We start from the raw sequence: 24,753 nt of genomic DNA, 5'->3' as shown, positions 1-24,753 counted from the left end.
GGAACTGTCGTTTCTCAAACAAAATTAAGTGGTTGTGTTGCCAAATCCTGGGTGCTGAGTGTGACTCCCAGATTACGATACTGGCGGTATCTGTCCCTGGCCAGGGCCTTGTGTTGCTCATCACCGGCAACAAAATCTATGATCCTGCCAAAGTTTACCGCAAACGCCGGGGCTTCTGTGGCCAGATTGATCAGTATCGGGCGGCGTTGATTGGGCCCCAGCCTGTCAAAGCCGATTTCAACCGGTGCACCGGCGGCAGGGCCTTCCCCTTTGAGGTTGTGGGGTACAAAAGCACTGGGCTCAAACTGCCACAGCAGCTCGTCAATCCCATGGGCCTGAGCCTGATCCTCACAGTGAATATACAGCCATTCACCGTTTGCATAATGCTGCCCGGCCAACTGACAGGCAAGCAGTTGCAACCGCTCGGCGCTTGGTTGCTGTGCTGCATTCGGCAGCAGATAAAAAGTTGCCTTGCTCATCGCCTGCATCTCACCCCTGCACAGAACACTGGTAGCCATTTGACATAAGAGGAGGATTTTACACCTTTTGGCCAAAGGTTGAAATGGTCCGCGCCATCCCGATAAGGCTCTTGAGCTATCGGGTGACAAGCTACGCCTATATTGCCAAGGGTTGGGAAAGTGTCGATACTCGTTTGACGCTTTTGTTCCGGAGTCAATCATGGAGTTACAACTCTTTCAAGTGGATGCCTTTACCACTGAGCTGTTTGCCGGTAATCCCGCCGGTGTAGTGCTCAATGCCGATGGCTTGAATGAGCGGCAGATGCAAAATATCGCCAGAGAGCTAAATAATTCGGAAACGGCCTTTATTTTTAATACTTCAGGGGCCGATTACGATATCGAAGTCAGGTTTTTTACTCCCACTCAAGAGGTCCCTATTTGTGGCCATGCCACGGTGTCGGCCCACTATGTTTATGCCAAAAGTCGCAGTGTCACAGATGGAACCGTGATTCAAAAGACGGGAGCAGGAAAGCTACCGGTTACCATAGCACCGGAAGAGGGCGATATTTCAGTGCTGATGACTCAGGGAAAGGTAGAGTTTGGCGCCATCTTGAGTGCTGCCCAGGTTGAGTCATTGTTGCTGGGTACCGGCTTGCCTGAAGGGGCCCTGGTGACGGATTTGCCGGTACAGATAGTTTCTACCGGCCACTCCAAAGTGATGGTACCACTCAAGAGTAAAGCGCTGCTCGAGCAGGTCACCTTGGATGAGCCCAAGCTGGTGGCGTTGAGTCGGGAAATTGGTTGCAATGGTTTTTACCTGTTTACACTGGAGTCTGAAGAAGAGGGCGTGCTGGCTGCAGGGCGTATGTTTGCACCTGCCATAGGGATAACAGAGGATCCTGTGACGGGTAATGCCAATGGGCCTTTGGGCGCTTATTTGACTCACTACGGCAGCTTGCCTGCCAGCATGCAGGGCTCGGAGTTTTCCATCGCTCAGGGCGAACAGATGGGCCGCAAGGGATATATGCAGGTGCGGGTCTTTGCCGATAAAGAGACTGTTCACAAAGTTCAAATCAAAGGGCGTGCCCGGATTGTCTTTGAAACCAGGCTTAAGCTGGAGACCTGATCCAAAGCTTTGTTAAAGACGGCGTGAATAGCCGGAATTAAGCCATCAAAATTGGCGGCCCTCTTGGTTATGCTTATAGAGGACCGCAAGTCTTGCTTTGCTGGTTACCGAATGGCCGCAGGACTCAACTTGGTGCAGCCATCAGTTTTTATCACAGCGGCTCGGCAACCTTGATCACCAGCTTGCCGAAGTTTTTACCTTCAAGCAGGCCGATAAAGGCTTGTGGGGCCTGCTCCAGCCCTTCGACCAGTTGCTCCTTATATTGAATTTTGCCTTGAGACAGCCAGTCACCCATATCCTTGGCAAACTCTTCATATCTGTGACCATAGTCGTCAAAAATGATAAAGCCCTGCATCTTTATCCGCTTCACCAGAATGGTGCTCATCAGCAGTGACAGGCGATCCGGGCCGGCCGGCAACTCAGTAGCGTTATATTGAGACACCAAACCACATACGGGGACTCTGGCGCTGGTGTTCAGCAGGGGCAATACGGCATCAAATACCTTGCCGCCGACGTTCTCGAAATAGATGTCTATTCCCTGGTCGCAGACTCGGGCCAACTGCTCGGCGAAGTCCTCGGCCTTGTGATCCAGACACTCATCGAAACCCAGTACTTCTTTGGCGTGGCGACATTTCTCAGCGCCGCCGGCAATACCTATGACCCGGCAGCCCTTGAGTTTACCTATCTGACCTACGGTAGCGCCAACCGGTCCGGTGGCGGCGGCAACCACCAGGGTTTCTCCCGCTTTGGGCTGGCCAATATCCAGCAGTCCCATATAGGCGGTGAAACCCGGCATGCCCATGACTCCAAGGGCATATGAGGGGGCTGCCGGCGCTTTGCCGAGTTTCAACAACCCTTCACCGTCCGAAAGGGCATAGTTTTGCCAGCCGGTGTAAGCGAGCACCCACTCACCGACTTCAAAGTTCGGGTGACGGGACTCTTCCACCTGGCAAACCGTGCCGCCGACCATGATATCGTTCACGGCTACCGGCTCGGCATAGGATTTTGCATCACTCATGCGGCCGCGCATGTATGGATCCAGCGACAGATAGATGGTGCGCAGCAACACCTGGCCGTCGCCTGCCACTGGCTTACTGCTGCTTTCCAGACGGAAGTTGTCTGCATTGGGAGCGCCGCTCGGGCGAGAGGCCAGCACAATGCGCTGATGTGGGTTTTGATTGGCAGTCATAATAGGCTCCATTGGTTTTTATTACTTAATTAGACCGGTCGTCTAGTGCTTGGTTAAAAAAATCCCGCCACCTGTGTGGCGGGGAGTATCTGTTACTGGCCGCTGTTGTCCAGCTTGCCTGTGAGTATGCTGTCAGTGGTTTGCATCGCCAGATTGAGGGCGTTTTTATCCTGAGTCAGCTTGCTCATCAGGCTGGCCCCCAGCCAGAGGTTGTAGAGCAGCTGCGCCGTCTGGTCACTGTTGCTGACCTTGACAGAGCCATCCCGGTTACCGGCTTCGATACATTCGGCAATGGTGGCAATGATCCGCTTGGCGCCTTGCAGCAGCGCCATACGCATCGGCTCAGAGAGATCGGCTACTTCGGCACTCAGCTTTACTACCAAGCACTTTTGCGCGCCACAGACATCGGCATCGCAGTCCAGCCAGAGTTGCCAGTAGCTTTGCAGCCGCTGCAGCGCCGGAGTGCGTTCATGGTCCAGCAGTGCCTGCAGCTTATCCTGATAATCGTTGAAATAGTCCTTTATCAGGGCTTCACCGAACTGCTCCTTGGATTTGAAGTAGTGGTAGAAGGAGCCCTTGGGGACTTTGGCATGTTGCAGCAGTTGTGACAGGCCAACATTGGAAAAGCCTTTGGTTACGACGAGCTGGTAACCCGTGTCCAGTATGTGTTGGCGTGTGCTTTGTGTCTGTGTGTTCATGGCGGCCAGTATAATTACCATTAGACCAGTCGTCTAGTGGTTTATTTGAACAGCATTTGTTTGGCTTGGGGCCTAAGTGGCAGAACCAAGTGACTAAGGAAACACGATAGAAAGTAACTGGATTAAAAACAATGAATTAAGGCGTGCAGAGTTTAAGTAAACGGAGTCATATCGGCGGGAACTTTATAGTTGGAAGCCGAGTTTTATGGGGGATAGTATTGAGCCACGGCCATTCAAAAGGTCGGTTTACTATGGCTTAGCTCTGTGGTTTGAGCCGTGGATGAATACCATTTTGCTCAAGCGCCGGCTCTCTCGGCGATAATCAAAAGGCGGGGGCGATAATCAAAAGACGGGGAAGGAGCAGGACAAGGGGAAGATTGGCTTTAAAAAATAGCCAATGGCATGACCCCACAAAAAGAAAAAGCGAAGCACTGGGCTTCGCTTTTTATTGGCAGGGAGTCAGGCGCTTATTCGCCTTGCTCGACCCCGGCGCGGTTCAGCAGGAACTGCGCCAGCATAGGAACCGGACGACCGGTTGAGCCCTTGTTGGCGCCGCTGTTCCAGGCTGTACCTGCTACATCCAGGTGAGCCCAGTGGTACTTCTTGGTAAAGCGCGACAGGAAACAGGCCGCTGTGATAGACCCGGCAGGGCGTCCGCCCAGGTTGGTCATATCGGCAAATGGGCTGTCCAGCATCTCCTGGTACTCATCCCATATCGGCAGGCGCCAGGCGCGGTCACCACTCTGCTCACCGGCATTGAGCAGCTCGCTCGCCAGTGGGTTATGGGCAGAGAACAGACCTGAGGCGTGTTTACCCAGCGCGATAACACAGGCACCTGTCAGAGTGGCGGTATCGACCACCAGTTCAGGGTCGAAGCGCTCCACATAGGTGAGTACATCACAAAGCACCAGACGGCCTTCGGCGTCTGTGTTGAGTACTTCCACGGTTTGGCCGCTCATGGTGGTGAGAATATCACCTGGGCGGTAGGCATTACCGGAAGGCATGTTTTCACAGCCGGCCAGTACCCCAACCACATTGATAGGCAGCTTCATTTCACAGATGGCCTTCATGGTACCCAGTACCCCGGCAGCGCCGCCCATGTCGTATTTCATTTCATCCATGGCTTCGCCCGGCTTGAGCGAGATACCACCTGAGTCAAAGGTCAGACCCTTACCTACAAGCACTATCGGCTTGGCGGTCGTGTCGACGGCGCCTTGATATTCCATCACTGTCATGATGGACTCGTTGGCACTGCCACGGCCCACGGCCAGGTAGGCGTTCATGCCGAGCTTGGCCATCTGCTCTTCACCGACAGTGCTGACCTTCAGGTTCTCGTGCACTTCGGCCAGTTGCCGGGCCTGCGAGGCCAGATAAGCCGGGTTACAGATGTTGGGTGGCATATTGGCCACGTCGCGGCACAACTGCATACCGGCGGAAACGCCGACACCGTGCTCGATGGCGCGCTCGCCGACCGTCAGTTCACGGCGGGTAGGGACGTTGAATACCAGTTTGCGCAGCGGACGGCGGGTCTCGCCCTTACGGGTCTTGAGTCCATCGAAGCTGTAGAGGGTAGAGCTGGTGGTTTCCACGGCCTGGCGCACTTTCCAATAAGTGTCGCGGCCTTTAACGTGCAGTTCGGTCAGGAAGCAAACGGCTTCCATTGAGCCGGTATCATTGAGGGTGTTGATCGTCTTGGTGATGATCTGCTTGTATTGGCGCTCGTCTAGTTCTCGTTCTTTTCCGCAACCTACCAGCAGAACCCGCTCACTCAGTACATTGGGTACATGATGCAGGAGCAACATCTGCCCGGGCTTACCTTCCAGATCGCCGCGACGCAATAGGTTGCTGATGTAACCTTCACTGATTTTGTCCAGTTGTTCGGCGATGCCGGACAGGCGACGGGGTTCGTAAACGCCTACAACTATGCAGGCCGAGCGCTGTTTTTCGGGGCTGCCGCTCTTTACGCTAAACTCCATGAGCTCTCCTAGATTCTTTTAAAGACAAACTTTTTTATTTATTGGATAATGTCTGCTTGTGCCGCCCAAAGGCGGAAAATTTCCTGCAGCAGGGGGCTGGTTTGGCTGACAAGAATCATACGCCTGAAACAACCAAAACGCCGCCTGTTATGGTCAGAAAACTATCAAAAGTAGACAGTCTACATGAAAGTAACACTGACACCAGCAAAAAGATAAGTTTGGATACCGGATTCAGCCTGTGATTGTATTTAGATACTTGATCCGCGAAGTTTTGAAGGCACAAATAGCGGTGCTTTCAGTCTTGTTAGCTATTTTTATCAGCCAGCAATTTGTCCGCATACTGGCCGATGCCTCCGATGGCGAATTTCCCGCTTCCCTGGTGATGACACTGATAGGCCTCAATCTGCCCGAACTGGCGGTGCTTATCCTGCCCCTGAGTCTGTTTCTGGGGATCTTGCTCGCCCATGGCCGCATGTATGCAGAAAACGAGATGGTGGTCTTTCACGGGGTCGGCATCAGCGAATGGTATGTCACCCGGGTAACTCTGATCCTGGCGTTGCTCAACAGCCTGTTTACCGGTTATCTGGCGCTTTATGTCGCGCCTTGGGCGCAGGACAAACAGCACACGGTTTTGGAAAAGGCTCAGTCAGAGGCCGGGCTGGCCGCCCTGGTTCAGGGACGTTTTCAAACCAGTGCCAACGGCCGGGCTGTGCTCTTTGTTGAAAAAATCAGTAAAGACAACGAACTGGAAAAAGTCTTTGTAGCCCAGCTTCCCGATGCGGAAGACGAAAGTGGCGTTACCAACCTGGTAGTGGCCCATGGTGGCCGGGTGGTGGAAGACGCAACAGGTGGTCAGCGGCTCAAGCTCGATGATGGCGTGCGTTATCAGGGAGCCCCGAACCGGGTGGATTACCAGGTGATTGAGTTCGGCGGCTATCAGATGCAGCTCAAAGAGCAGGAAGTGGATGAGAGGGATCGTAAGTTATCTGCCGTGCCTTTCAAGGAACTGCTCAATACGCCGGGGCCGGAAGCCGTGGCAGAATTTCACTGGCGACTGGCCATTCCGCTGGCGATCCCCTTGATGACGCTGATTGCGGTGCCGCTGGCGCGGGTCAATGTGCGCCAGGGCAAGTTTGCCAAGGTGTTCCCGGCGGTATTGCTCTATCTTGGCTATTTCGGCTTGATGGTCGCCGGGCGCAAGGCGCTGCAGGATGAGGTGATCCCGGCCTGGCTGGGGATGTGGTGGATCCATGCCTCGGCATTGGTGATGGGCATCTTGCTGATAGGTAAGGGCAGACCTTTGGGCACTCGCCTGACCGGCCTGTTCAAACGCCGGGGGGCCGCAGCATGAAGATACTGGACTGGTATATTGCCAGAGTACTGCTCAGCACCTCTGCCCTGTGTCTGCTGATTTTGACCGGACTTTCCGGGATCATCAAATGGGTCGATCAGCTGCGTCTGGTGGGCCGGGGCAGCTACACCATGATGGACGCCGCCGTCTATGTGCTGTTTTTGATCCCAAGAGATGTGGAGATGTTCTTCCCCATGGCCGTGCTGCTTGGGGCCCTCATCGGTATGGGCATGCTGGCCTCCAACTCTGAACTGATAGTGATGCAGGCCTCCGGCATGTCGCGGCTGCAGATCACCCTGTCGGCGATGAAGACGGCGGTTCCTTTGATGCTGTTGGTGATGGTACTGGGTGAATGGGGCGCGCCGGTGGCGGAGCAGAAGGCCTATGAGCTTAAGACCAACAAGATCTCTGGCGGCAACCTGATTAAGTCCCACCGCGGGATTTGGGCCAGAGACGGAAACCTGTTCGTCAACATTGGCGAGATTGAAGATGTGACCCGTCTTGGCAATATTACCCTCTATGAGTTTGACTCTGAGCAGAAGTTGGCCAGTGTGGTGCACGCCGAGCAGGCTATCTATACCAAGGAATATTGGCGTTTATTGGAGGTTCGCCGCACAGTGTTCAAAAATGAGCAAGTGGTGCTGGATAACCTCAAGGAAGACAGATGGCCCTCCAGTCTGACACCGGACAAGCTGAGCGTAGTGTCGGTTAAACCCGATGCCCTGTCTATCCGTGGTTTGGTCGGTTATCTCGATTATCTGAAAAACAACAATCAGGATGCCAGTCGCTATGAGTTGGCACTGTGGCGTAAGGTGATGCAGCCCATCACAGTGGCAGTGATGATGCTGGTGGCGCTCTCTTTTGTGTTCGGGCCGCTGCGAACCGTCACCATGGGAGCCAGGGTATTACTCGGGGTGATAGCCGGCTTTACCTTCTATATCTGTAATGAGATCTTCGGCCCCATGAGCATAGTCTATGAGCTGCCGGCCTTGATGGGCGCCATGATGCCGAGTTTGCTGTTTACCGGCGCGGCTATCTACTATATCCGCCGCTGAGGACGCTGAGGATTGAGGGCTTGAGAGTAAAGCCGCTGCAGCTTTAAAAGCCCCCCTTGTTGATTAACGTTATGAAAAAGCCCTGTCACTGACAGGGCTTTTTGCTGTGGTTTGCGTATTGGAGGCATCTAGAACGCTTTATTTTAATGCCATCGCTACCTGGGTATTTCAGGCTATTATCTCAGAATCCGTGTCTCAGGCTCCGTGCCAGTTACGCAGTGAGTTGGCTTCTTTACTGAGAAGCACCACTTCTGAGCGGGTCATACTGTCCTGCAGTGCCAGTTTGTCACCATTGAACAGGATCCACAGGTTGCCTATCCCCAGCAAGGACCAAACTACCCGTGCCAGCGCGGTAATAAAACTCAGGTTTTGGCCGTTGGGATGCTGCACCTTGAGGCGCCAGGCACGCATGCCCAGAGTCTGGCCGCCCTTGGACCAAAAGAGAGCGTAGAAACCGGCCACACAGCAGGCCAGCCACAGCTGATAGAGGCCGTGATAGAGGCTGTTGCCATTGAGCAGATCCGAAACATGTTCATAGTTCCCCATGGGAATGAGGCCGGAGGCGGTCAGGCCGGTAAAGATCCCAAACCCTATGGCGCCGGCAAACATGTAGACGGCTACTGCCAGCAGCAGATCATAGACGGCGGCACCGAGGCGCTTGAAAAAGCCGGCTCGGGGAAAATTGGCGTGCTCTGGATTTATCATGGCTTAACCCTCTTTTGGGCAGGTATTAACCCTGCTCTTCTTCTTTGACAAAGTGGATATGACGAAACCCCATACGGGCGAATTCACTGGTGCGATAGCTCTTTAGGGCGCCACCGCCTTTGGCTGTCATGGCGACTTGCTGCTCCATTGCCAGAAAACGGCTGAGATCTATTCCCTCGGCGGCGGCAACAGCCTCGTACATGTCGTGGTATTTGTCATAGGCAAAGTTGATCACTTTCGCGACCCCCTTGTATTCATAGGCGACCTGACGTGCCATCTTGTGTCCTCATTAAAGCAGTGGGCTCAACCGAACTTACTGCGAAATATAAAATAAACGGCGCCGAGCATACACAACCCGGCCCAAAGATAGTCCAGTTTCAGTGGTTCCTTTAGGGAAGGTGCAAATAAGTCCTCGTGGCACTCTGGCTTGCACAGCAATTGGCGTTCAAGGCATCTGACTGAAGGCATGCCGGGGCATGTCAAAGTCGGATAACGCAGAGAGCCGGTTGCTGTGAAAGCCCCAAAGGGCGTGGCTTACAGGCCTGCCTGCTGTGTTGTGCTTCTTGCAAAGGACTAGGGCCATTTGCTGCGAACCACGCCTTGCATCCAGGCCTGTAAGTCGACGCAGAGCACACATGGGACTTGTTCGCACCTTCCTTAGGTAAAACACCGCAAAGGGAACAAACAGACTCAGGGTGATGACTTCCTGAAGTATCTTGAGCTGGCCCACATTCATCACACCATAACCAATACGGTTGGCCGGTACCTGCAAAAGATATTCGAACAGGGCTATGCCCCAACTGACCAAAGCGGCAATGATCCAGGGTTTACCTGAAAGGGACTTGAGGTGGCCGTACCAGGCAAAGGTCATAAAGATATTGCTCAGGCACAACAAGCCTATGGTGATGAGTGTGGGTTGCATCTGTCAGCGGGCTACCGGATAGACCATATAACTGGCGTCATCTGTATAGGTGGCCAGCGATTTTTCGATACGCTTGTGGTTAAAGCCGAGCTTTTCCCAGTAACCACAGGCGCCCTGTACTGCAACCAGTGACAAGGAACCCAGGCGCAGTTTTTCCGCCTGAAGCTTGAGGGTATCAAACAGTTTGCGTCCGGCGCCGAATCCCTGAGCCCTGTTGCTGATGGCAATATCATGCAGATAAAGGGTGTCGGCCTTGGGCAGTGTGGTAATCGCCTTGTACAGTGGCGGAGGGGTGTCTTCGGTCCAGGGATGAGCCAGACAATAGCCTACCACCTGGTCACTCTTTTCAAGGACATAGCAGGTTTGCGGTGATGCCTGCCACTTGCTCTTGAGCACATGTAAAGGTTCGGGGGCCAGAGCGTGGTAGCACTCTGCTTGAATTTCGCCTATGGCTTGCCAGTCATCCTGGCTAATGGCGCGTATCAACATCTGAATTCACTTTCTCTTTTCAGTTACTTCGTAGAAACGCGCCATTATACCATTTTTGCAGATAAATTAATCCAGATAGCGCTGCTGCAGATGGCGCTGCAGGAAGTTGGGATCCAGACTCTGCCCTGTGGCGCTGCGGATCAGTTCATCGGTTTCCAGCAGGCACCCCTTGGACCAGATTTTTTCATCCAGCCAGTCGCAAATCAGCCCCAGCTTATCCTGGCTCAGCAGGGCTTCAATGGGGCCCAACTCGGCTTCCATGGCAAATCTCAGCTGGGCGGCGTACATGGCGCCCAAGGTGTAGCTGGGGAAATATCCCAGTTCACCCAAGGTCCAGTGAATATCCTGCATGCAGCCATCTTTATAATTGTCGGCAGTACTTAGCCCCAGATATTGCTGCATCTTCTGATCCCAGAAATCGGGTAGGTCTTTCACTTCCAGGCTGCCGTCGATAAAGGCCTGCTCGGCTTCAAATCGCAGCAGTATGTGCGCCGGATAGGTGACTTCATCGGCATCGACCCGGATAAGACCCGGCTTGACCCGGGTGATATTGTCGATCAGTTCATGGGCCGATACCGGGCAGTCGAGATGTCGGCGAATTCTCGGATAGAGCTTGCTGATAAAGGCGCGGCTGCCGCCGAGTTGCATCTCAAAAAACAGGCTTTGACTCTCGTGGATCCCCATGGAGCGAGACATTCCGGCGGGTTGTCCTCGCCAATCCTTTGGCAGTGCCTGCTCGTAACGGGCATGACCCGTTTCGTGAATAGTGGAGGTGAGGGCAGCGATAAAGTCGTTTTCCGTGTAGCGACTGGTCAGGCGGATATCACCGGGCACGCCACCGCAAAATGGGTGCGAGCTGACATCCAAACGCCCTTGGTTGAAATCAAATCCCAGGTATTGCATTACCTCTCGTCCCAGCAGCTTTTGGTCTGCTATCGGGTAGTCGCCGGCGCTGCTCTTGTAACTCTGGTGCAGCTGCTTGTGCTTCACTTTTTGGATAAGCTCGGGCAACCAGTCCCGCACCGCTCCGAGAGTGGTCTCCAGCCGTTTACAGGTCATGCCGGGTTCAAATCTGTCCAGCAGGGCATCGTAACCTGCCTTGCCTGTGTGCGCCGAGCGAGCCTGGGCTTCTTCTCGCACCAAGGCGATTACCGCCTCGAGATTGGGGCGAAACCCTTGCCAATCGTTGTTATGCCGCTGTTCGCGCCATTGGTTTTCACAGCGATAACCCGCCAGCGTCTTGGCCTGTACCAAGTCCCCCGGCACGGCAATGGCTTGGGCGTAGTGCCAGCGCATCTCTCTGAGATTGGCCCTCTGTTCGATACTGAGTTCGGCGGCTTTGGCTTCGGCGCCATCCAGCCATTCGGCAAGCCTGGGCGAGGTTTTTAAACTGTGAATGTGTAATGCCAACTCGGCCATCGCCTCGGAGCGGGCCTCGCTGCCGCCCATAGGCATCATGGTGGCTTGATCCCAGTCCCCCAGGGCACTGAAATGCTCGAAGTGGCTGATGGTGCGAAAGTGCTGGCAAAGTTGCTGGTATTCGGTTTTGGCAGTCATGGTTTGCTCTAAAATATTGGCATGCATCAGAGGGAACAGTTCTTATGCTAACCAAGCCAAGGGATCGTTCTCAAGTGTTTTTCGGCAGTTTTTGTTCTTGCGAAATGTAATTAAATTAATGCCTTGTAATAGAAAACAAAGTTTACAATTCGGTTTTGTCTGGGCGTTGCTGGCGTAAACCTTGTGGTTTGTTGCAACACTAACCCAAGCAAAGATAGCCTCAGTATGGAGTGGCTAACATTAATGTGAGCCGCTGCAGATTTCTGACGTTAAATGCAGATAAAAGCTATTGGAGTCCAAGCTTGCCAAGGGGTACACTCAGTAACAACCTGAAATAAACAGGCTTATATGGAATATTGACGACAGGTACAGTCGTCTACAAGGAGGAATCCTGTGCTGGACTTTTTTCTGGCCCAGTCCAATCTGCCCTATGCTGTAGCCTTGGCGATAGTGGCACTGCTTGGAGTGATAGAGGGACTCACATTAATCGCGGGTATCAGCCTGATGGCCGCCATGGATGACTGGCTTCCCGATGCCGATCTTGATACTGACCTGCCTCAGGGCGGACTGACAGCGCTGGCCGGTTGGCTCTGCCTGGATAGGCTGCCTGTGCTCATCTGGTTTGTACTGGCACTGGGATGTTTCAGTATTACTGGCTACTTGCTTAACTATTTTTCCTGGCTGCTGACCTCGGCCCTGTTGCCGCAAGTGTTTTCCTTGCTGTTGGCCTTGCCGTTGGCGGCGGTTGCCTGCCATTTCCTCGGTGGGCAGTTGGCCCGAATTCTTCCCAAAAATGAATCCAGCGCCGTCTCAATCGAAGATCTCAGCGGCAGCGTCGGCACAGTAACGCTCGGCTGCGCCATCAAGGGCAATCCCAGCGAGGCTGTGGTTCAGGATCAGTACCGTCAGAAACACTATGTCTTGGTCGAGCCCGAAGACGAAGACACCGAATTCCCGGCAGGGGTGCAAGTGGTGCTGCTCAGACGCAGCGGCCGCGTGTGGTCTGCCACCCGTTTTGAACAATAATCTAACCAAAGAAGGAAACAACAGGAATGGAAACCATCCCGGGTTTGAATACCAGCGGCACCAGTATGTTGCTGTTTACCGCAGGCGCAGTAGTGCTCTGCCTGTTGGTGATAGGGTTTATTTTTGCCAAGCTCTATTGCCGCGCCACCAAAGAGATGGCCTTTGTGCGCACGGGGTTCGGTGGTGAAAAGGTAGTCAAAGATGGCGGCGCCATTGTCCTGCCGGTACTGCATGAAATTATTCACGTCAATATGAACACCCTGCGCATCGAGGTGGGCAAGACCCAAAAAGATGCCCTGATCACCAAAGACAGGATGCGGGTGGACGTCAAGGCCGACTTTTACTTGAGGGTGGCCCCCAATGCCGAAGGTATTTCCATGGCGGCCCAGACATTGGGTGGTCGTACCAATAGGGTGGAAGAGCTCAAGAAGCTGATGGAATCCAAGTTTGTTGACGTGTTGCGCGCCGTGGCAGCCGAAATGAACATGACAGAGATGCACGAACAGCGGGCCGACTTTGTACAGCGGGTGCAGAACAACGTTGCCAATGATCTCGAGAAAAACGGTCTGGAACTGGAGTCGGTTTCTCTGACAGGTTTTGACCAGACAGAGTTGGAGTTCTTCAATGAGAACAACGCGTTTGACGCCGAAGGTCGCGCCAGACTCGCCAAGATCATCGAAGAAAAGCGTAAAGAAACCAACGATATTCAGCAGGATAACCGGATCCAGATTGAGCTGCGTAACCTGGAAGCCGAAAAAGAGTCGCTGAACATCGAAAAGGCCGAAGAGGAAGCACGTCTGATCCAGCAGCAGGCACTGGAATTCAAGCGCGCCGAACAAAAGGCCGAGATCATCAAGCAGAAAGAGCAAAAGCAGCGTGAGGAGCGGGAGGCGGAAATCGCCAAGGAACGCGCCATCGAGTCGGCGGAAATTGAAAAGACCAAAGACATAGAAACCCGCGAAATTGAAAAGCGTAAGCAAATTGAGCAGGCCAGAATTCAGCAGCTGCGAGATATCGAAGTCTCCGAACAGGAGAAACAGATTGCGGTTGCCGCCAAGTCGGAAGAAGAATCTGCCGCCAGAGCCCGCGCCGCCGAGGCCGAAAAGCTCAAGGTTGAAAAAGAGGAAGCGGTAATCACAGTGCGTCAGGTGGCTGAGGCTAATCGTCGCAAAGAGATTGAAGTTATTGACGCCCGTAAAGAGGCAGAGCGGGAAGCCGTTGGGGTCACAGTTCAGGCTGAAGCCGAGAAACGCGCCGCCGAAGATAGATCCATAGCGATACTGACTGAAGCCCGCGCCAGTGCCGATGCCAAGATGCTCAAGGCCGAGGCCGATGAGAAGGTGTATGCGGTGGAAGCGGCCGGTAAACAGGCACTGCACGAAGCCGAGAACGTGTTGCGTGACGAGCAAGTTGCCCTGCAGCGCTCACTGGCTATCCTCAAAGTTCTGCCGGAAATTGTCGCCAATGCGGTTAAACCGCTGGAAAACATCGAAGGCATCAAGATCCTTCAAGGCTATGGCAGCGGTGTAACCGGTCAATTGGGGGCAGCTTCCGATGGCGCCGGTGTCAAGGGCGGCATTGCCGAGCAGGTTACCAGTGCGGCGCTCAACTACCGTGCCAATGCGCCCGTGGTCGACGCCATGCTCAGAGAGTTGGGGCTGGTAGATGCCGAAAAGGGCGGGCTGAATGATCTGCTTAGTGGCAACAACATGCTCACCCATGAAGCGCTGCAAATCGCCCGGGATACCAAGGCCAGTGCCGAGCCCAAAGTGGAGACGGTAAAGCCTGTTAGCCAAAACAATGTGGCCTATGAAGCGACTTTGGATATAGATAAGCCTGAGCAACCGAGAAACGCTTAAGCCCAGTTGTACTCATCAATGCCCTCCATCGGAGGGCATTTTCTTATCAGGCATAGCTTTTTTCTTATCAGGCATTGCCTCGGAAAATTCGTTTTCAATTCGCCAAACTAGGTTCGGCTACGCCAATATGCAAACAACGCCTAGCGGCGGCTTCGAAGGGGAATCAGTGTAATTCTGTTAGCGCTGAGTAGCTTGGAACATCTGAAGTGTCTGCAGACATACACCTAATTTCCAGGCACAGGCGGAACTGTGACCGTCGAAAACAGGGACGTTTTCGTCGAGGCTACATGGACGTATTCACAACAACTTCCCTGTTTAACGGCCAGCTCACCGTCCCTGGCTCGCGCTCGAAAGCATGTTGCTGTGCAACTCTCGCCGAATCACAGGATCGCCTGTGCATAAGCCTGCGGCAGGCAATGGGAGACATCCGTTGCTGGAAGTTCAATCTATGTTATTTGGCTATTTTGAGCTGAAAGCAATGCTAGCCGCTGTGCCAGCGGCGTAAAGTCGTGGAGCTTCGCCCCACACCCGACCAAGAAGGGATCAACAACAGCAATCCCCTCTTGGATCTCCCTTGCCGCCCCACACGGTGTCGAAAGCCCCTCGGCCTAATGGCGCAAATAACTATCGCTTCAGACGCTCATCCCTGATTCGACTGTCGCTGCTTCGGCATCCATGCCTCAGCCACGTTATTTGCGCCAACGGCTTTCGGCGACACCGAGGGGGAATTGGTACAACTCTGTTAGCGCTGAGTAGCTTGAAATATCTGAAGAGTTTGCAGACATACACCTATTTTCCAGGCACAGGTGGAACTGTGACCTTCCGAGCCAGGGATGGCGAGGCAGAGCTTACAAGGACGTACTCGCAGCGTGTCACAGTATCGCCTGTGCGAAAGGTGCACCACAGGTGATGGGCTACACCGTGGCCGGAAGCTCGGCCAGTACTAACTTAGGAACTTTTAGCTGGAAGCTATAATAGCCGCTGTGCCAGCGGCTTAAAGTCATGTTGCTTTGGGTTTCAAACCCAGTCAATTCTGCTTCAAAAACAAACCAAATCAGGGTTTTGTTGCCTTTGTCAGAACTTGACCTTTGGCTAATTGTTTTCAAATTCAGTACTGGGTATTGTACAACCAATTCAAACGCTTAGCTTTAGCACTTTCTTAAGCTTAAGGCCGAAAGCAACAACACTTTTCTGCATTAAGCGGAATGCAGGGACAAACAGAGTTTGGACCCGTGCGGTAGCCATGGCTTTACTTAATGCTTTTTGTTGGGCCTGGATTGTAGAGCCCTTGAACGACTTGGCGCGCTCATGACAAGCACCTCAGAACTGATTTTTTATACAGTATTATTGCCGTTCCAGGAAAAATGCCGGGAATTTGTAGATAATTTTGCGCATTATTTCTGTAACATTTTAGAAAATAGCATCAAATTCATAATGTTAAAAAATACAGCTGGTAGATAATAGGTTTGGAAACCACGCATGCGCGTTTAGCAGCAAGGGATATTTGGACTAAATGGTATTATATCCAGCCAATACAAACAGATAGCTATGCGTGTTTACACTCCTCCGAGAACTAAAACGCGCATGCGCACTATACAGCTGTTAACTGTCACCATGAATAAAGCACTGTTCTTAGCCATCGTTTTTCTGCTTCCGGTTATTTCGGTGCTAGTTCCTATGGATCATTTCCAAGATATCTGGGTTTGGCTCTACGCCCCGCTAGGGTTGGCGTATGCAACATACATTTGGTTTCAGCCAAATGAGCACATGATGAAATTCATCACGATTGCACCACTACTTTTCCTTACAGCAGTTTTAGTCATTTTTCCTGCTTGGGTGGCAATCGAGTCTGGCTTTTATGCTGGGTTACAGTTTTTGGGTGTGGTAGCCATAATCGCAATACCGTCTTCGGTCATTGTTGGTGCCACTTATGTTTTGCTGGCCTATGGCATCTACGTTGTTTTCAAGAAATATGGTTTATTGCCAGAAAACAGTTAACAAGGCCATCAACTTCGCGCCTATCGGCGCCGGACAGCCTACGCTGCGCTCCGGCTGCCGGTTATGGCGGCGTTAGGCCACAAGGAGAGATAGTGGACGATCCTCACGATTACGAAGAACATGACGAGATCCCCTATAAGGGATGGAATGACTTAGACTTCAGCGTCATCACAATGGGTATGAAGTGGCTCCCATTTTTTGAAGATGATCTCTATCTTGGAATGCAGGCGATGAATGTCGGGGTGGTCGACTCGGTTATAACTGAATATGAGTATGCACTCTTACGAGAATGGTTTGAGATCGAAAAAACACCCACTGAATCCGCTATGGCTGTGTCGGCAATGTCTCAAATGTGGATTTATGGTTTGTATGAGGTTCTGAGAATGTGGAGAGATCGCAGGTTTCAGTTTCGTAAGCTTCACGACAACGGCGGGATTGATCCTAAAATTAGCGGAATGTCTGATGATGACCCTATAAATTTAACTATAGAAACAAGAAAGAAGCAGTTGTTACGCTTTAAAGATGACGCGACTTATAGAGATAAGATTGAAGAGGCATGGGAAAGTATTGAGCCTATTTATCGAATGATAGAGCTTTTTCGCATGAATCTGGCCAAACATTGTGCTCCCGGTAAAGATGGAATAATGCCTCGTGCACCTGGCTATGGGCGTATCAATCGTTGGTGCGGCTCCATGGATTACGAGTTGATCGACAAGAATGGCTATTACATAACGATGAATAGAAGAGATATCGCAGATGCTTTACGGACATGCGTGCAAAAGGCCTAACTGTAGTGGTCAACTAAAATTGGCCACGGTTTTGTATTCAAGCCAGTATCTTCGCTCTGACTCATTGGGTGTCAGCCCACTGTTATATTGATGTGGTCTCAGCTGACTGTAATACCCCGTCACATATCGCGAAATTTCACTCTTAGCCTCACCGATATCCCGATAGCCGGTCATCGGTATCCATTCTGTTTTTAAGCTTCTAAAGAAGCGCTCCATCGGGCTGTTGTCCCAGCAGTTTCCTCGTCGACTCATGCTCTGCTTAATCTGATAACGCCAGAGCTGTTGGCGGAAGCGGTGGCTGGTATAGTGGCTTCCTTGGTCACTATGGAACATTAGGTCTTTCGGCCTTCCTCGCGCCTCAAAGGCCATGGTTAGAGCCTTGCTTGTTAGCGCACTATCGGGCGAAAATGACATCGCCCACCCCACCGGTTTCCGTGCAAACAAATCCAGAACAACGGCAAGGTAAGCCCATCGTTTGCCTGTCCACACATAGGTCACATCGCCACACCACACTTGATTGGGAGCCGTCACAGCAAACTGGCGGTCAAGGAGGTTAGGGATGGCGACATGCTCCTTGTCTGCCTTTTGGTAGCGATGTTGCGGCACCTGGCAGCTCACTAGCCCCAGTTTCTTCATCAGCCCTGTGGCACGATAGCGAGTTAACCTCACGCCAGCAGTCGTCACCATATCAGCCAGGGTTCTGGCACCCGCTGACCCATTGCTGGCTTCATAGGCCTCCCGCACCAAGCTGTGCAGTTTTACCTGTTTCGAGTCAATGGTGGTAGGTCTGCCTCGCCAATACTTGTAACTGCTGCGGTGAATACCAAATACTGAACAAATCCGTTCTACGCTATGGCTCTTCTTGAGTTTCTCGACTAACGAGAACTGTTCAGTGAGTCTGACATCAAGAGAGCCGTAGCCTTTTTCAAAATGGTGTTCTCTTCTTCAATGCGGCGGATTTTCTTCTCTAGCTCGCGGATCTGCTGTTGTTCGGGGGTGAGCGGTGCGCCTTTGGGGGATACGCCTTGCTGCTCTTGTCGAAGCTGGTTTACCCATTTACGCATGGCTGAATTACTCACGCCCATCGCGCTTGCTGCCTCCGTTACACTGTAGCCCTGCTTCGTTACTAGCTGCGCAGCTTCTAATTTGAACTCTGTACTGAATGTCGGTCTTGTGTTCTTCATTTCTACCACCTTTTTCCGGAAGTGAGTCTATCACTTCGTCTATTCAGGTGGCCAAATTCACTATGCCACTACATAACAAAGCGCTGCACTCGGAAAAATTACTCGCTGCGCTCATAATTTTCCGGTGAGTGCGGCGTTATATTTGTATTGAAATCCTGCGCTTATTTGTCTGTTCGTGATCAACTACTCATGCTTAATTTTCGATTTTATGGTACTACATTTATCTTCGTTTTGATTTGATCAAGGAGTACGAAAATGAATGAATGGACATTTGAGTTTGAAGACTATGAATACAAGATCAATCCTCGTTCGATAGAGTTTGTCGGTGAACTAGATGGAAATCGATACGTTTTTCGTGTGTTGGCTAGTACGTTGAATGACTACTTTGAAACCAATGATGATAGAGAGTCAGCGATAAACAATTATTTAGAAAACATGGATAATATTCATAGTGCAGCTGAAAGTGTCGCATCAGAATATGATCCAAATGACGAAGTCCCAGACTACTATCTTGACGAGGAAGATCTAGCAGAGTTTTGTTAATGGCACTGTAGGTTAAACCTATGTTTGCCTCGAACCACAAATATAACAAACGACTATGGCGTCAATCCTTTATTTTGGGCGGTGTTTTGGTCCCACATGATGCCATCTCGAAGCATAGAGTTTAGGATGACCACCATCTTGCGAACGCAAGCAATAATTGCCACTTTCTTTGGTTTTCCAGCTTCGAGTAATCGAGCGTAAGTGTCCTTGAAAACAGGGGTACATTGCATGGCTGACATCATGGCCATGTACAAAACGGTTCTCACCTGTGCGCGGCCTCCTTGGATGACTCGTTTCCCTTTGTAACGTCCGCTTTCACGTGTAATAGGGGCGACGCCGATGAGTGAAGCCGCTTGCTTGTTGGTAATGTAGCCTAACTCAGGCACATTGCTGATGATAGACGCAGCGGCGATATTGCAGCAAAGATAGGACCAGCAAAGATAGGACAGCCACAGCAAAGATAGGACAGCAAAGATAGGACAGCCATATCTTTCTGATGTTTCGCACAGGCTTGACTAGGCTTTGAAATACCCATCAAAGCTCAGTCGAGGTTGGTTATGACCGTTGCCCGTCGCCAGTTGATAGATGCTGAAAGTACGCCCTTTTACCACGGATTAACCGTTGCGTGAGAAGGGCATTTTTGTGTGGTGAAGATGCACTGTCGGGGCGCAGTTACGAACATAGACGTGGCTGGATAGTGGATAGAATCAGGCAGTTGTCGTCAATATTCTGCATCGACGTTTGCGCTTATGCGGTCATGAGTAATCACTACCATTTGGTGCTCAAAATCGACCTTGCTACGCAACAATCGTTGTCGCCATTTGAAGTCATTGAGCGTTGGACAGGGCTCTTTAGTGGCAATCCTGTGGCGGCAAAGTTCCTCAAGGGCGATAGTCTCTCAGAAGGTGAGCGAATACTTTTAGATACGCTGATTAGCGATTGGCAGGAACGCCTTGGCAGTATCAGTTGGTTTATGCGCTGTTTAAACGAAGATATCGCCCGCAAGGCCAATCGTGAAGATGGCTGCAAGGGCGTATTCTGGGAAGGACGCTTTAAGTCGCAGGCGCTTCTCGATGAACAGGCGCTGCTGGCCTGCATGATGTATGTGGATTTAAATCCCATTCGCGCCGGTATTGCAGATTCGCTGCAAACTTCTGATTACACATCCATTCAGGAGCGCATAGAAGAACATGCTGAGCCTGCAACTGCCAACGCTTCAATTAAGCCACTGCTGCAATTTGATGGTGCAGCAACGACCGCCGAACAAAGCGGCATTCCGTTTCACTTTGCCGACTATCTGGAGCTGATTGATTGGACAGGCCGGGCGGTGCGGGAAGACAAGCGTGGCTTTATTGCCTGTTCCAGGCCCAAACTGCTGCTTGAGCTTGGTATCAGTGACGATGCCTGGATAACTTCCGCCAAGGAGTTTCGCCGTCAGTACAGTGGCATGAGTGGCCGATGGGATGCCATGTGTGCCATGAAGGCCAAATATGGCGGTAAGTGGTGCCGGGGTAAGCAACAAAGCAAAGCAATACATCCCCATTAACCTTAAACCGTTGGTGATTTTGCAGCAACAGGCTTAAGCCTGCTGCAGGCCTGCTTGGCAACCGCAGTTTCTGTATGAACCTCGCAGATTAGTCGTCTTAGAGAGTCTACTTCCAATATTTCATCGTCATTTATAAACAATTGAGACCGAATGATATGCTTCCTCGTGGCTCGAAAAGTGTTTAGGATGTCCTATATATCCTGGTGAGGAGTTCTATTCTCAGAGGGATGATGAGTCATTTGAAAAGTGGTATAAATATTTAGAAAACAGCTATTTTATTAAGGCTAAGGAAAATGCTTAACAAGTGACAGTGGCATTCCATCAATAATTAAGTTCGGGGGTTAAGTGTATCCTTTATTCGATAAAAACTGCGATTTAGTAGGTTGGTTAGAACTTGGCGAGCATATCTTTGATACCGAGATGAATTGGGTTGGTTATATATCTGGGGGGAATGTTTGGTCTGCTGAAACTGGTGATTGGTTGGGACCCATTATGGGTTTAACTTGTCTTGACCGAAATGGTAAACCAATCCTTTGGAATCCAGATAAAACTATTCAAACGTCAATGCGACCTATTAGTCCAATCAGAGCTATTCGAGCTATACGTCCGATTAGACCTATTCGTCCTATAAATCCCATCCGACCTATCAGGCCAATAGTTCCTATTGGCGGGTGGTCTGAGCTTAGTTGGAATGAATGGTGTAACCAATAGGCCATGCACAATCGCTCCTTCGGGACTGGACCTCCGTACTGCGTGCTCCGGCCTGTGCTGGCGGCGTTATAACTTATTGGGTTTGGCGTGAAGTATCTATTAATTACGATAGCATTGGTGGCTCCTTGGGTTGGATTCTATTTAGGTGAGAATGTGTATGCTTCTACGTATATGTGGTCGCATCACCCATGTGAATCTACACTGTACGGGTGCTTGAAAATTGATTTTGCCAGTTTTTTTGTCAAAGGGGTGTTTGCTGGTTTGTTGGCAGGGTGGATTCCTATTAGGAAGTATATTGTCGCCGCATTTATCGCCTCAGTATCTATTCTTGTGGTGTGCTTGCATTGGAGGCTGGGTTCGCTTCAAGACTGGCAAATTCTTGGCTACTTGAGCTATCACATGGGGACTACAATTCCCTTATTGTTAGGTTGCTTTCTAGCCTCCTGCAGTATGGCAGCGATAAAAGCAAAAGTTATAACAAGAGCCTGCAAGCCGACCTTCGGCGGCTGAGGCGGGCGTTGATGCGAAATAGGACAGTTATGCACTTTAGCGAAGAGGCATTAATCAAGTGTGGCATTGAAATGGCAGATATCTTTCAGCTTCCACCTCCATCTGATGAGTTGTTTCAAAGAAAAATACAAGAAATACTCGTAGATCGAGAGAGTTACAAAGGAGTGTTGACTGGGATCATTGCTAAAGAGGAAGCCGCGTCGTTGATTTTACAGCACTTCCAAACACTAATTTGTCATAGTGCAGGAAGAGATGAAGCCTCTTTAACCACCGATTGGAGTAGCCTTCTCCAAAAAACTACACTGGCACTTTTCATAAAATGAGGCCACACACAACAAGGCAATGCAGATGACCTTCGGCACTTGTCTCGCGCTTGCATTCGCAATCCGCGCGCCAATTACCTCGGCCCGTGATGGAGCTTTATAATTCAGGCAGTAGAATGGAAGAGTTTCCGATAGAAAAACTTAAATATACAAGTGCAACGATTTCTGGTATCGATGGAGACGTTTCACTTGAGATAGGAATAGAACCGTTTGAGCTAAGTTTAGATGGCTATTCTGAGAAAATAGAAACTGTAATTAGTATTGACGGTATTAATCTGCCTACCAAGCTTAGTGAACTTGCTGGTAGAACATTTACTTTCCCTGTAAACCCAGAAGATGGATATATTGATGGGTCAGTTTATTTCTTTGCTGCTCATAGTCCTGTTGATATAACTGAAATCAAATTTGGTGAATCGAAAAATGGAAAGTTACCTATGACACTTGAGTCATCTTGGGTACTGGAGTTTGAACTCACAGGGTTTAAAAACTTCAATACAACAATTAAAACGTATCTGAAGTTATAACGAGAAACACAAGACAGCCACATATTTTTGATGTTTCGCACAGCTTTGACTAAAAACAACAAAAAACAATAAAGACACCCATTATTAGCTGTGTGATAGCCGCTGTGGCAGCGGCTAAAAACAGAAACCCTCATTCTGTTGGCTAACAACCCCATTATTGAACACAAAGTGGATTTGGCCGGGGGACTGATAAACCGAGAAATGGCTCCAGCGGAGAGTGTGTTCGCCAGTGCCACTTCCAAGGTCATTTCCGATGCTGAAAGTTAAGCCTTGAGCAATGCCAATGCGGGCTGTTGGTTATCAGGATAGAGTCGATAAGCCTTATGGTGCTTGATGCAACTGGCTTTCTTATCCCCTTGGCTGAATAGAAGCGCATGTTTGACAGCAAACTGGGCAATCAACTGCTCGTCGGCGCGGATGTAAAGGGTGATGGGTTTGATCAATTTGCCATCGAGCAGATGCTGCTGATACTGCTCGGCGGAGATCACCAAGCTGTTTTGCCCCTGGCTGTCTAATTTGAGTTTACCGCTTACTTCACAGTCGAGGATGACGAGCCAGCCTTCGGCCTGGAGTTCGGCAATCAGGTTCTGGAGCGATTGCCCCACTGCGGCATTATTGATGGCTGGCAGGTACTGCGCCTGGATACGTTGAAGTGCCTCGGGTAACTTGGCACCGGCCCCCAGGCTTCGGCCCTCTCTTATCCAGCGAGTGAGATCTTCTGCCAGCAACTTTGAGAAACGTTTCTCTTTTAGTGACTGCACCATCCAGTTGCAGAGAAAATGACTTTCCGCTGCCGGGGTCTTGATACTGCCGGCGGCATGGTTACGTTCCGCCAAAGCAGCGAGGCCGGCCTGGGTTAATGCCAGCAAGGCCTGATTGTAGCTTTGTTCTGTCATTGTTTTTCCGCGTATAAGAGATATGGATGGGGCGCTGAGTATACCCTAAGCTGCAATTTTCTATATCAGGCAGACAAAGAAAACCCTAAAACTCATTATTTGTAAGGCGTAAGTCACTTAACAGCGATTTTACCCTAATTCTTTTAATCTCAAGGATATCACTTGTCTGCCGGGCAACCGGGTTGTTTAATGAACAGAATGAGGTAGTAGCCGGTTGTTACCTCTGCCTCTATGGGCTTGGTTAAGATGAGTCTGATGGTGAGTCGATGGAATAACAGGAGAAGACAATGGCTAACGTATTGATCCTTGCCGGTGATTATGTGGAAGACTATGAAATCATGGTGCCGTTTCAGGCGCTGCAGATGGTGGGCCATAAGGTGACTGCCGTGTGCCCTGACAAAGAGGCCGGTGATACTGTCAGGACGGCTATTCATGATTTTGAAGGCGATCAAACCTACAGTGAAAAACCTGGGCACAATTTCGTTCTCAACGGTGACTTTGAACAGATAAGTGCCGATGATTTTGATGCGCTGCTGATCCCCGGCGGCCGAGCCCCCGAGTATCTGCGTCTCTATAATGAAGTGCTTGAGCTGGTTCGGGCCTTTGCCAAGGCGGATAAGCCGATTGCCGCAGTCTGTCATGGGGCGCAACTGCTGACCGCCGCCGGAGTGGTGCAGGGCAAGAAGGTGTCGGCTTATCCCGCCTGTGCCCCCGAAGTACGCCAAGCCGGTGGTGAATATGCCGATATCGAGGTGACAGAAGCGATTACTGACGGCAAGTTGGTTACAGCGCCGGCTTGGCCTGCCCATCCTCAGTGGTTGGCGCAGTTCCACGCCTTGCTCTGAATTCGGTAAACAAAAGCGCTTATCCCTTAGGGGGGCAAGCTTTGCCGCCGAGAATGCGAGTGTTTCCAGCCGGTAGAAAGTCCAGCTAAAACCCAATTAACCAAAAGCCGCGCAGTGCGCGGCATTTTTAATGCTCCATAACTCACATTGAATACAGTTGCCACTTTCCTGACTTATTTGAGGACGGGACAGTAGGTAGTAAAAACTATTTTTGCGAATTGATCTTTTGAAAAGGCTTAAGCTACCAGGAAATGCGTTATTGTCTTTGCCTAGCTGTCTAATTGAATCTGGTTTGTGCACTCATGTGGCAGCCTCGTCCCGATATTATTTCGTAGTGCTTGCAGTTTTAAGTTCGCTACCCTTGTCTTTTTTGACCAAATTTTTCGCAAAATTTCTCTATCTAAGAATAGCTTGAGTGGTAAATCTTGCTATCAGCTTCTATCTTTTATCCGTATGGCTGCTTGTTGATGCAGC

Annotated in this window: 22 protein-coding genes and 3 pseudogenes; 13 read left to right on the top strand and 12 right to left on the bottom strand. The window is 50.9% G+C overall.

Annotated features, from left to right (window positions below; all coding sequences use genetic code 11):
- Positions 1 to 14: 14 nt before the first annotated feature.
- The gene (locus E1N14_RS16755) at positions 15 to 479 is read right to left on the bottom strand and encodes a DNA polymerase III subunit chi (protein ID WP_025011390.1); all 465 of its coding nucleotides are present in this window, start codon (positions 477 to 479) and stop codon (positions 15 to 17) included.
- 199 nt (positions 480 to 678) lie between these two features.
- On the opposite strand from E1N14_RS16755, the gene E1N14_RS16750 reads away from it, so the two are divergent.
- Positions 679 to 1,584 (top strand): PhzF family isomerase, encoded by a 906-nt coding sequence (locus E1N14_RS16750; protein WP_037437371.1) that lies wholly within the window; start codon positions 679 to 681, stop codon positions 1,582 to 1,584.
- 151 nt (positions 1,585 to 1,735) lie between these two features.
- Here E1N14_RS16750 and E1N14_RS16745 read toward each other — a convergent pair whose 3' ends face one another.
- From E1N14_RS16745 to pepA, 3 genes are all read right to left on the bottom strand, one after another.
- Positions 1,736 to 2,773 (bottom strand): NADP-dependent oxidoreductase, encoded by a 1,038-nt coding sequence (locus E1N14_RS16745; protein WP_025011392.1) that lies wholly within the window; start codon positions 2,771 to 2,773, stop codon positions 1,736 to 1,738.
- A gap of 92 nt (positions 2,774 to 2,865) precedes the next feature.
- Positions 2,866 to 3,471, bottom strand: a complete 606-nt coding sequence (locus E1N14_RS16740) for a TetR/AcrR family transcriptional regulator (protein WP_025011393.1) — start codon at positions 3,469 to 3,471, stop codon at positions 2,866 to 2,868.
- A gap of 467 nt (positions 3,472 to 3,938) precedes the next feature.
- Entirely contained in the window at positions 3,939 to 5,447 is a 1,509-nt protein-coding gene (pepA, locus tag E1N14_RS16735) for a leucyl aminopeptidase (protein ID WP_028781604.1), read from the bottom strand.
- 238 nt (positions 5,448 to 5,685) lie between these two features.
- Here pepA and lptF point away from each other — a divergent pair, with 238 nt between their 5' ends.
- Together lptF and lptG are read left to right on the top strand one after the other, a co-directional pair.
- Positions 5,686 to 6,798 carry an LPS export ABC transporter permease LptF gene (gene lptF / locus E1N14_RS16730; protein ID WP_025011394.1) on the top strand — a complete coding sequence of 371 codons (1,113 nt, stop codon included), beginning with the start codon at positions 5,686 to 5,688 and terminating at the stop codon, positions 6,796 to 6,798.
- On the top strand, positions 6,795 to 7,853 hold the full coding sequence (gene lptG, locus E1N14_RS16725) for an LPS export ABC transporter permease LptG (protein ID WP_025011395.1): 1,059 nt from the start codon (positions 6,795 to 6,797) through the stop codon (positions 7,851 to 7,853). Before lptF ends, lptG begins: the two co-directional genes overlap by 4 nt.
- Before the next feature lie 195 nt (positions 7,854 to 8,048).
- Here lptG and E1N14_RS16720 read toward each other — a convergent pair whose 3' ends face one another.
- From E1N14_RS16720 to E1N14_RS16700, 5 genes and pseudogenes are all read right to left on the bottom strand, one after another.
- Positions 8,049 to 8,558 (bottom strand): RDD family protein, encoded by a 510-nt coding sequence (locus tag E1N14_RS16720; protein WP_025011396.1) that lies wholly within the window; start codon positions 8,556 to 8,558, stop codon positions 8,049 to 8,051.
- Between the two features lie 25 nt (positions 8,559 to 8,583).
- Positions 8,584 to 8,835 carry a DUF2960 domain-containing protein gene (locus E1N14_RS16715; RefSeq protein WP_025011397.1) on the bottom strand — a complete coding sequence of 84 codons (252 nt, stop codon included), beginning with the start codon at positions 8,833 to 8,835 and terminating at the stop codon, positions 8,584 to 8,586.
- A gap of 375 nt (positions 8,836 to 9,210) precedes the next feature.
- A pseudogene (locus E1N14_RS16710) lies at positions 9,211 to 9,480 on the bottom strand (DMT family protein); the annotation flags it as partial.
- Between the two features lie 3 nt (positions 9,481 to 9,483).
- A complete protein-coding gene (locus E1N14_RS16705) occupies positions 9,484 to 9,969 on the bottom strand; it encodes a GNAT family N-acetyltransferase (RefSeq protein ID WP_025011398.1) in 486 nt (161 codons plus the stop codon).
- 66 nt (positions 9,970 to 10,035) lie between these two features.
- Positions 10,036 to 11,526: a carboxypeptidase M32 gene (locus E1N14_RS16700; RefSeq protein WP_062794017.1), complete on the bottom strand. Its 1,491-nt coding sequence runs from the start codon at positions 11,524 to 11,526 to the stop codon at positions 10,036 to 10,038.
- A 393-nt stretch (positions 11,527 to 11,919) separates the two neighbouring features.
- Here E1N14_RS16700 and E1N14_RS16695 point away from each other — a divergent pair, with 393 nt between their 5' ends.
- The 4 genes from E1N14_RS16695 (at position 11,920) to E1N14_RS16680 (ending at position 17,197) form a co-directional block, all read left to right on the top strand.
- Positions 11,920 to 12,552: a YqiJ family protein gene (locus tag E1N14_RS16695; RefSeq protein WP_039033177.1), complete on the top strand. Its 633-nt coding sequence runs from the start codon at positions 11,920 to 11,922 to the stop codon at positions 12,550 to 12,552.
- 26 nt (positions 12,553 to 12,578) lie between these two features.
- Positions 12,579 to 14,411, top strand: coding sequence for a flotillin family protein (locus E1N14_RS16690; RefSeq protein WP_025011399.1), 1,833 nt, complete (start codon positions 12,579 to 12,581; stop codon positions 14,409 to 14,411).
- Positions 14,412 to 16,025: 1,614 nt separating this feature from the next.
- Entirely contained in the window at positions 16,026 to 16,409 is a 384-nt protein-coding gene (locus E1N14_RS16685) for a hypothetical protein (RefSeq protein ID WP_109248048.1), read from the top strand.
- 92 nt (positions 16,410 to 16,501) lie between these two features.
- Positions 16,502 to 17,197 (top strand): hypothetical protein, encoded by a 696-nt coding sequence (locus E1N14_RS16680; protein ID WP_062794025.1) that lies wholly within the window; start codon positions 16,502 to 16,504, stop codon positions 17,195 to 17,197.
- A 9-nt stretch (positions 17,198 to 17,206) separates the two neighbouring features.
- Here E1N14_RS16680 and E1N14_RS16675 read toward each other — a convergent pair.
- A protein-coding gene (locus E1N14_RS16675) for an IS3 family transposase (RefSeq protein ID WP_152134824.1) occupies positions 17,207 to 18,381 on the bottom strand; the annotation gives its coding sequence in 2 pieces (ribosomal slippage) (positions 17,207 to 18,123 and positions 18,123 to 18,381; 1,176 coding nt in all).
- A 255-nt stretch (positions 18,382 to 18,636) separates the two neighbouring features.
- Here E1N14_RS16675 and E1N14_RS16670 point away from each other — a divergent pair.
- Complete coding sequence (locus E1N14_RS16670; RefSeq protein WP_025012122.1) at positions 18,637 to 18,924, top strand: hypothetical protein; 288 nt, start codon at positions 18,637 to 18,639, stop codon at positions 18,922 to 18,924.
- 53 nt (positions 18,925 to 18,977) lie between these two features.
- Here the strand turns inward: E1N14_RS16670 and E1N14_RS16665 are convergent.
- Positions 18,978 to 19,337 (bottom strand): annotated as a pseudogene (locus tag E1N14_RS16665) (IS110 family transposase); the annotation flags it as partial.
- 144 nt (positions 19,338 to 19,481) lie between these two features.
- Between E1N14_RS16665 and E1N14_RS16660 the strand changes: the two are divergent.
- The 4 genes and pseudogenes from E1N14_RS16660 (at position 19,482) to E1N14_RS16650 (ending at position 22,538) form a co-directional block, all read left to right on the top strand.
- A pseudogene (locus E1N14_RS16660) lies at positions 19,482 to 20,470 on the top strand (transposase).
- Positions 20,471 to 20,815: 345 nt separating this feature from the next.
- Positions 20,816 to 21,181: a 4-fold beta flower protein gene (locus E1N14_RS22240; RefSeq protein ID WP_368667156.1), complete on the top strand. Its 366-nt coding sequence runs from the start codon at positions 20,816 to 20,818 to the stop codon at positions 21,179 to 21,181.
- Between the two features lie 539 nt (positions 21,182 to 21,720).
- Positions 21,721 to 22,014: a hypothetical protein gene (locus E1N14_RS16655; RefSeq protein WP_152134823.1), complete on the top strand. Its 294-nt coding sequence runs from the start codon at positions 21,721 to 21,723 to the stop codon at positions 22,012 to 22,014.
- Positions 22,015 to 22,130: 116 nt separating this feature from the next.
- Entirely contained in the window at positions 22,131 to 22,538 is a 408-nt protein-coding gene (locus E1N14_RS16650; RefSeq protein WP_025011668.1) for a hypothetical protein, read from the top strand.
- A 263-nt stretch (positions 22,539 to 22,801) separates the two neighbouring features.
- On the opposite strand, the gene E1N14_RS16645 is transcribed toward E1N14_RS16650, so the two are convergent.
- On the bottom strand, positions 22,802 to 23,434 hold the full coding sequence (locus tag E1N14_RS16645) for a DUF2913 family protein (RefSeq protein ID WP_062793841.1): 633 nt from the start codon (positions 23,432 to 23,434) through the stop codon (positions 22,802 to 22,804).
- Positions 23,435 to 23,721: 287 nt separating this feature from the next.
- Here E1N14_RS16645 and E1N14_RS16640 point away from each other — a divergent pair, with 287 nt between their 5' ends.
- Positions 23,722 to 24,279, top strand: a complete 558-nt coding sequence (locus tag E1N14_RS16640) for a DJ-1/PfpI family protein (RefSeq protein WP_025011669.1) — start codon at positions 23,722 to 23,724, stop codon at positions 24,277 to 24,279.
- The last annotated feature ends 474 nt before the right edge of the window (positions 24,280 to 24,753 follow it).

Source organism: Shewanella algae (assembly GCF_009183365.2).
Taxonomy (GTDB): domain Bacteria; phylum Pseudomonadota; class Gammaproteobacteria; order Enterobacterales; family Shewanellaceae; genus Shewanella; species Shewanella algae.
The sequence above is the reverse complement of the archived record's forward strand: the minus strand, read 5'-3'. Positions and strand labels throughout refer to the sequence as shown.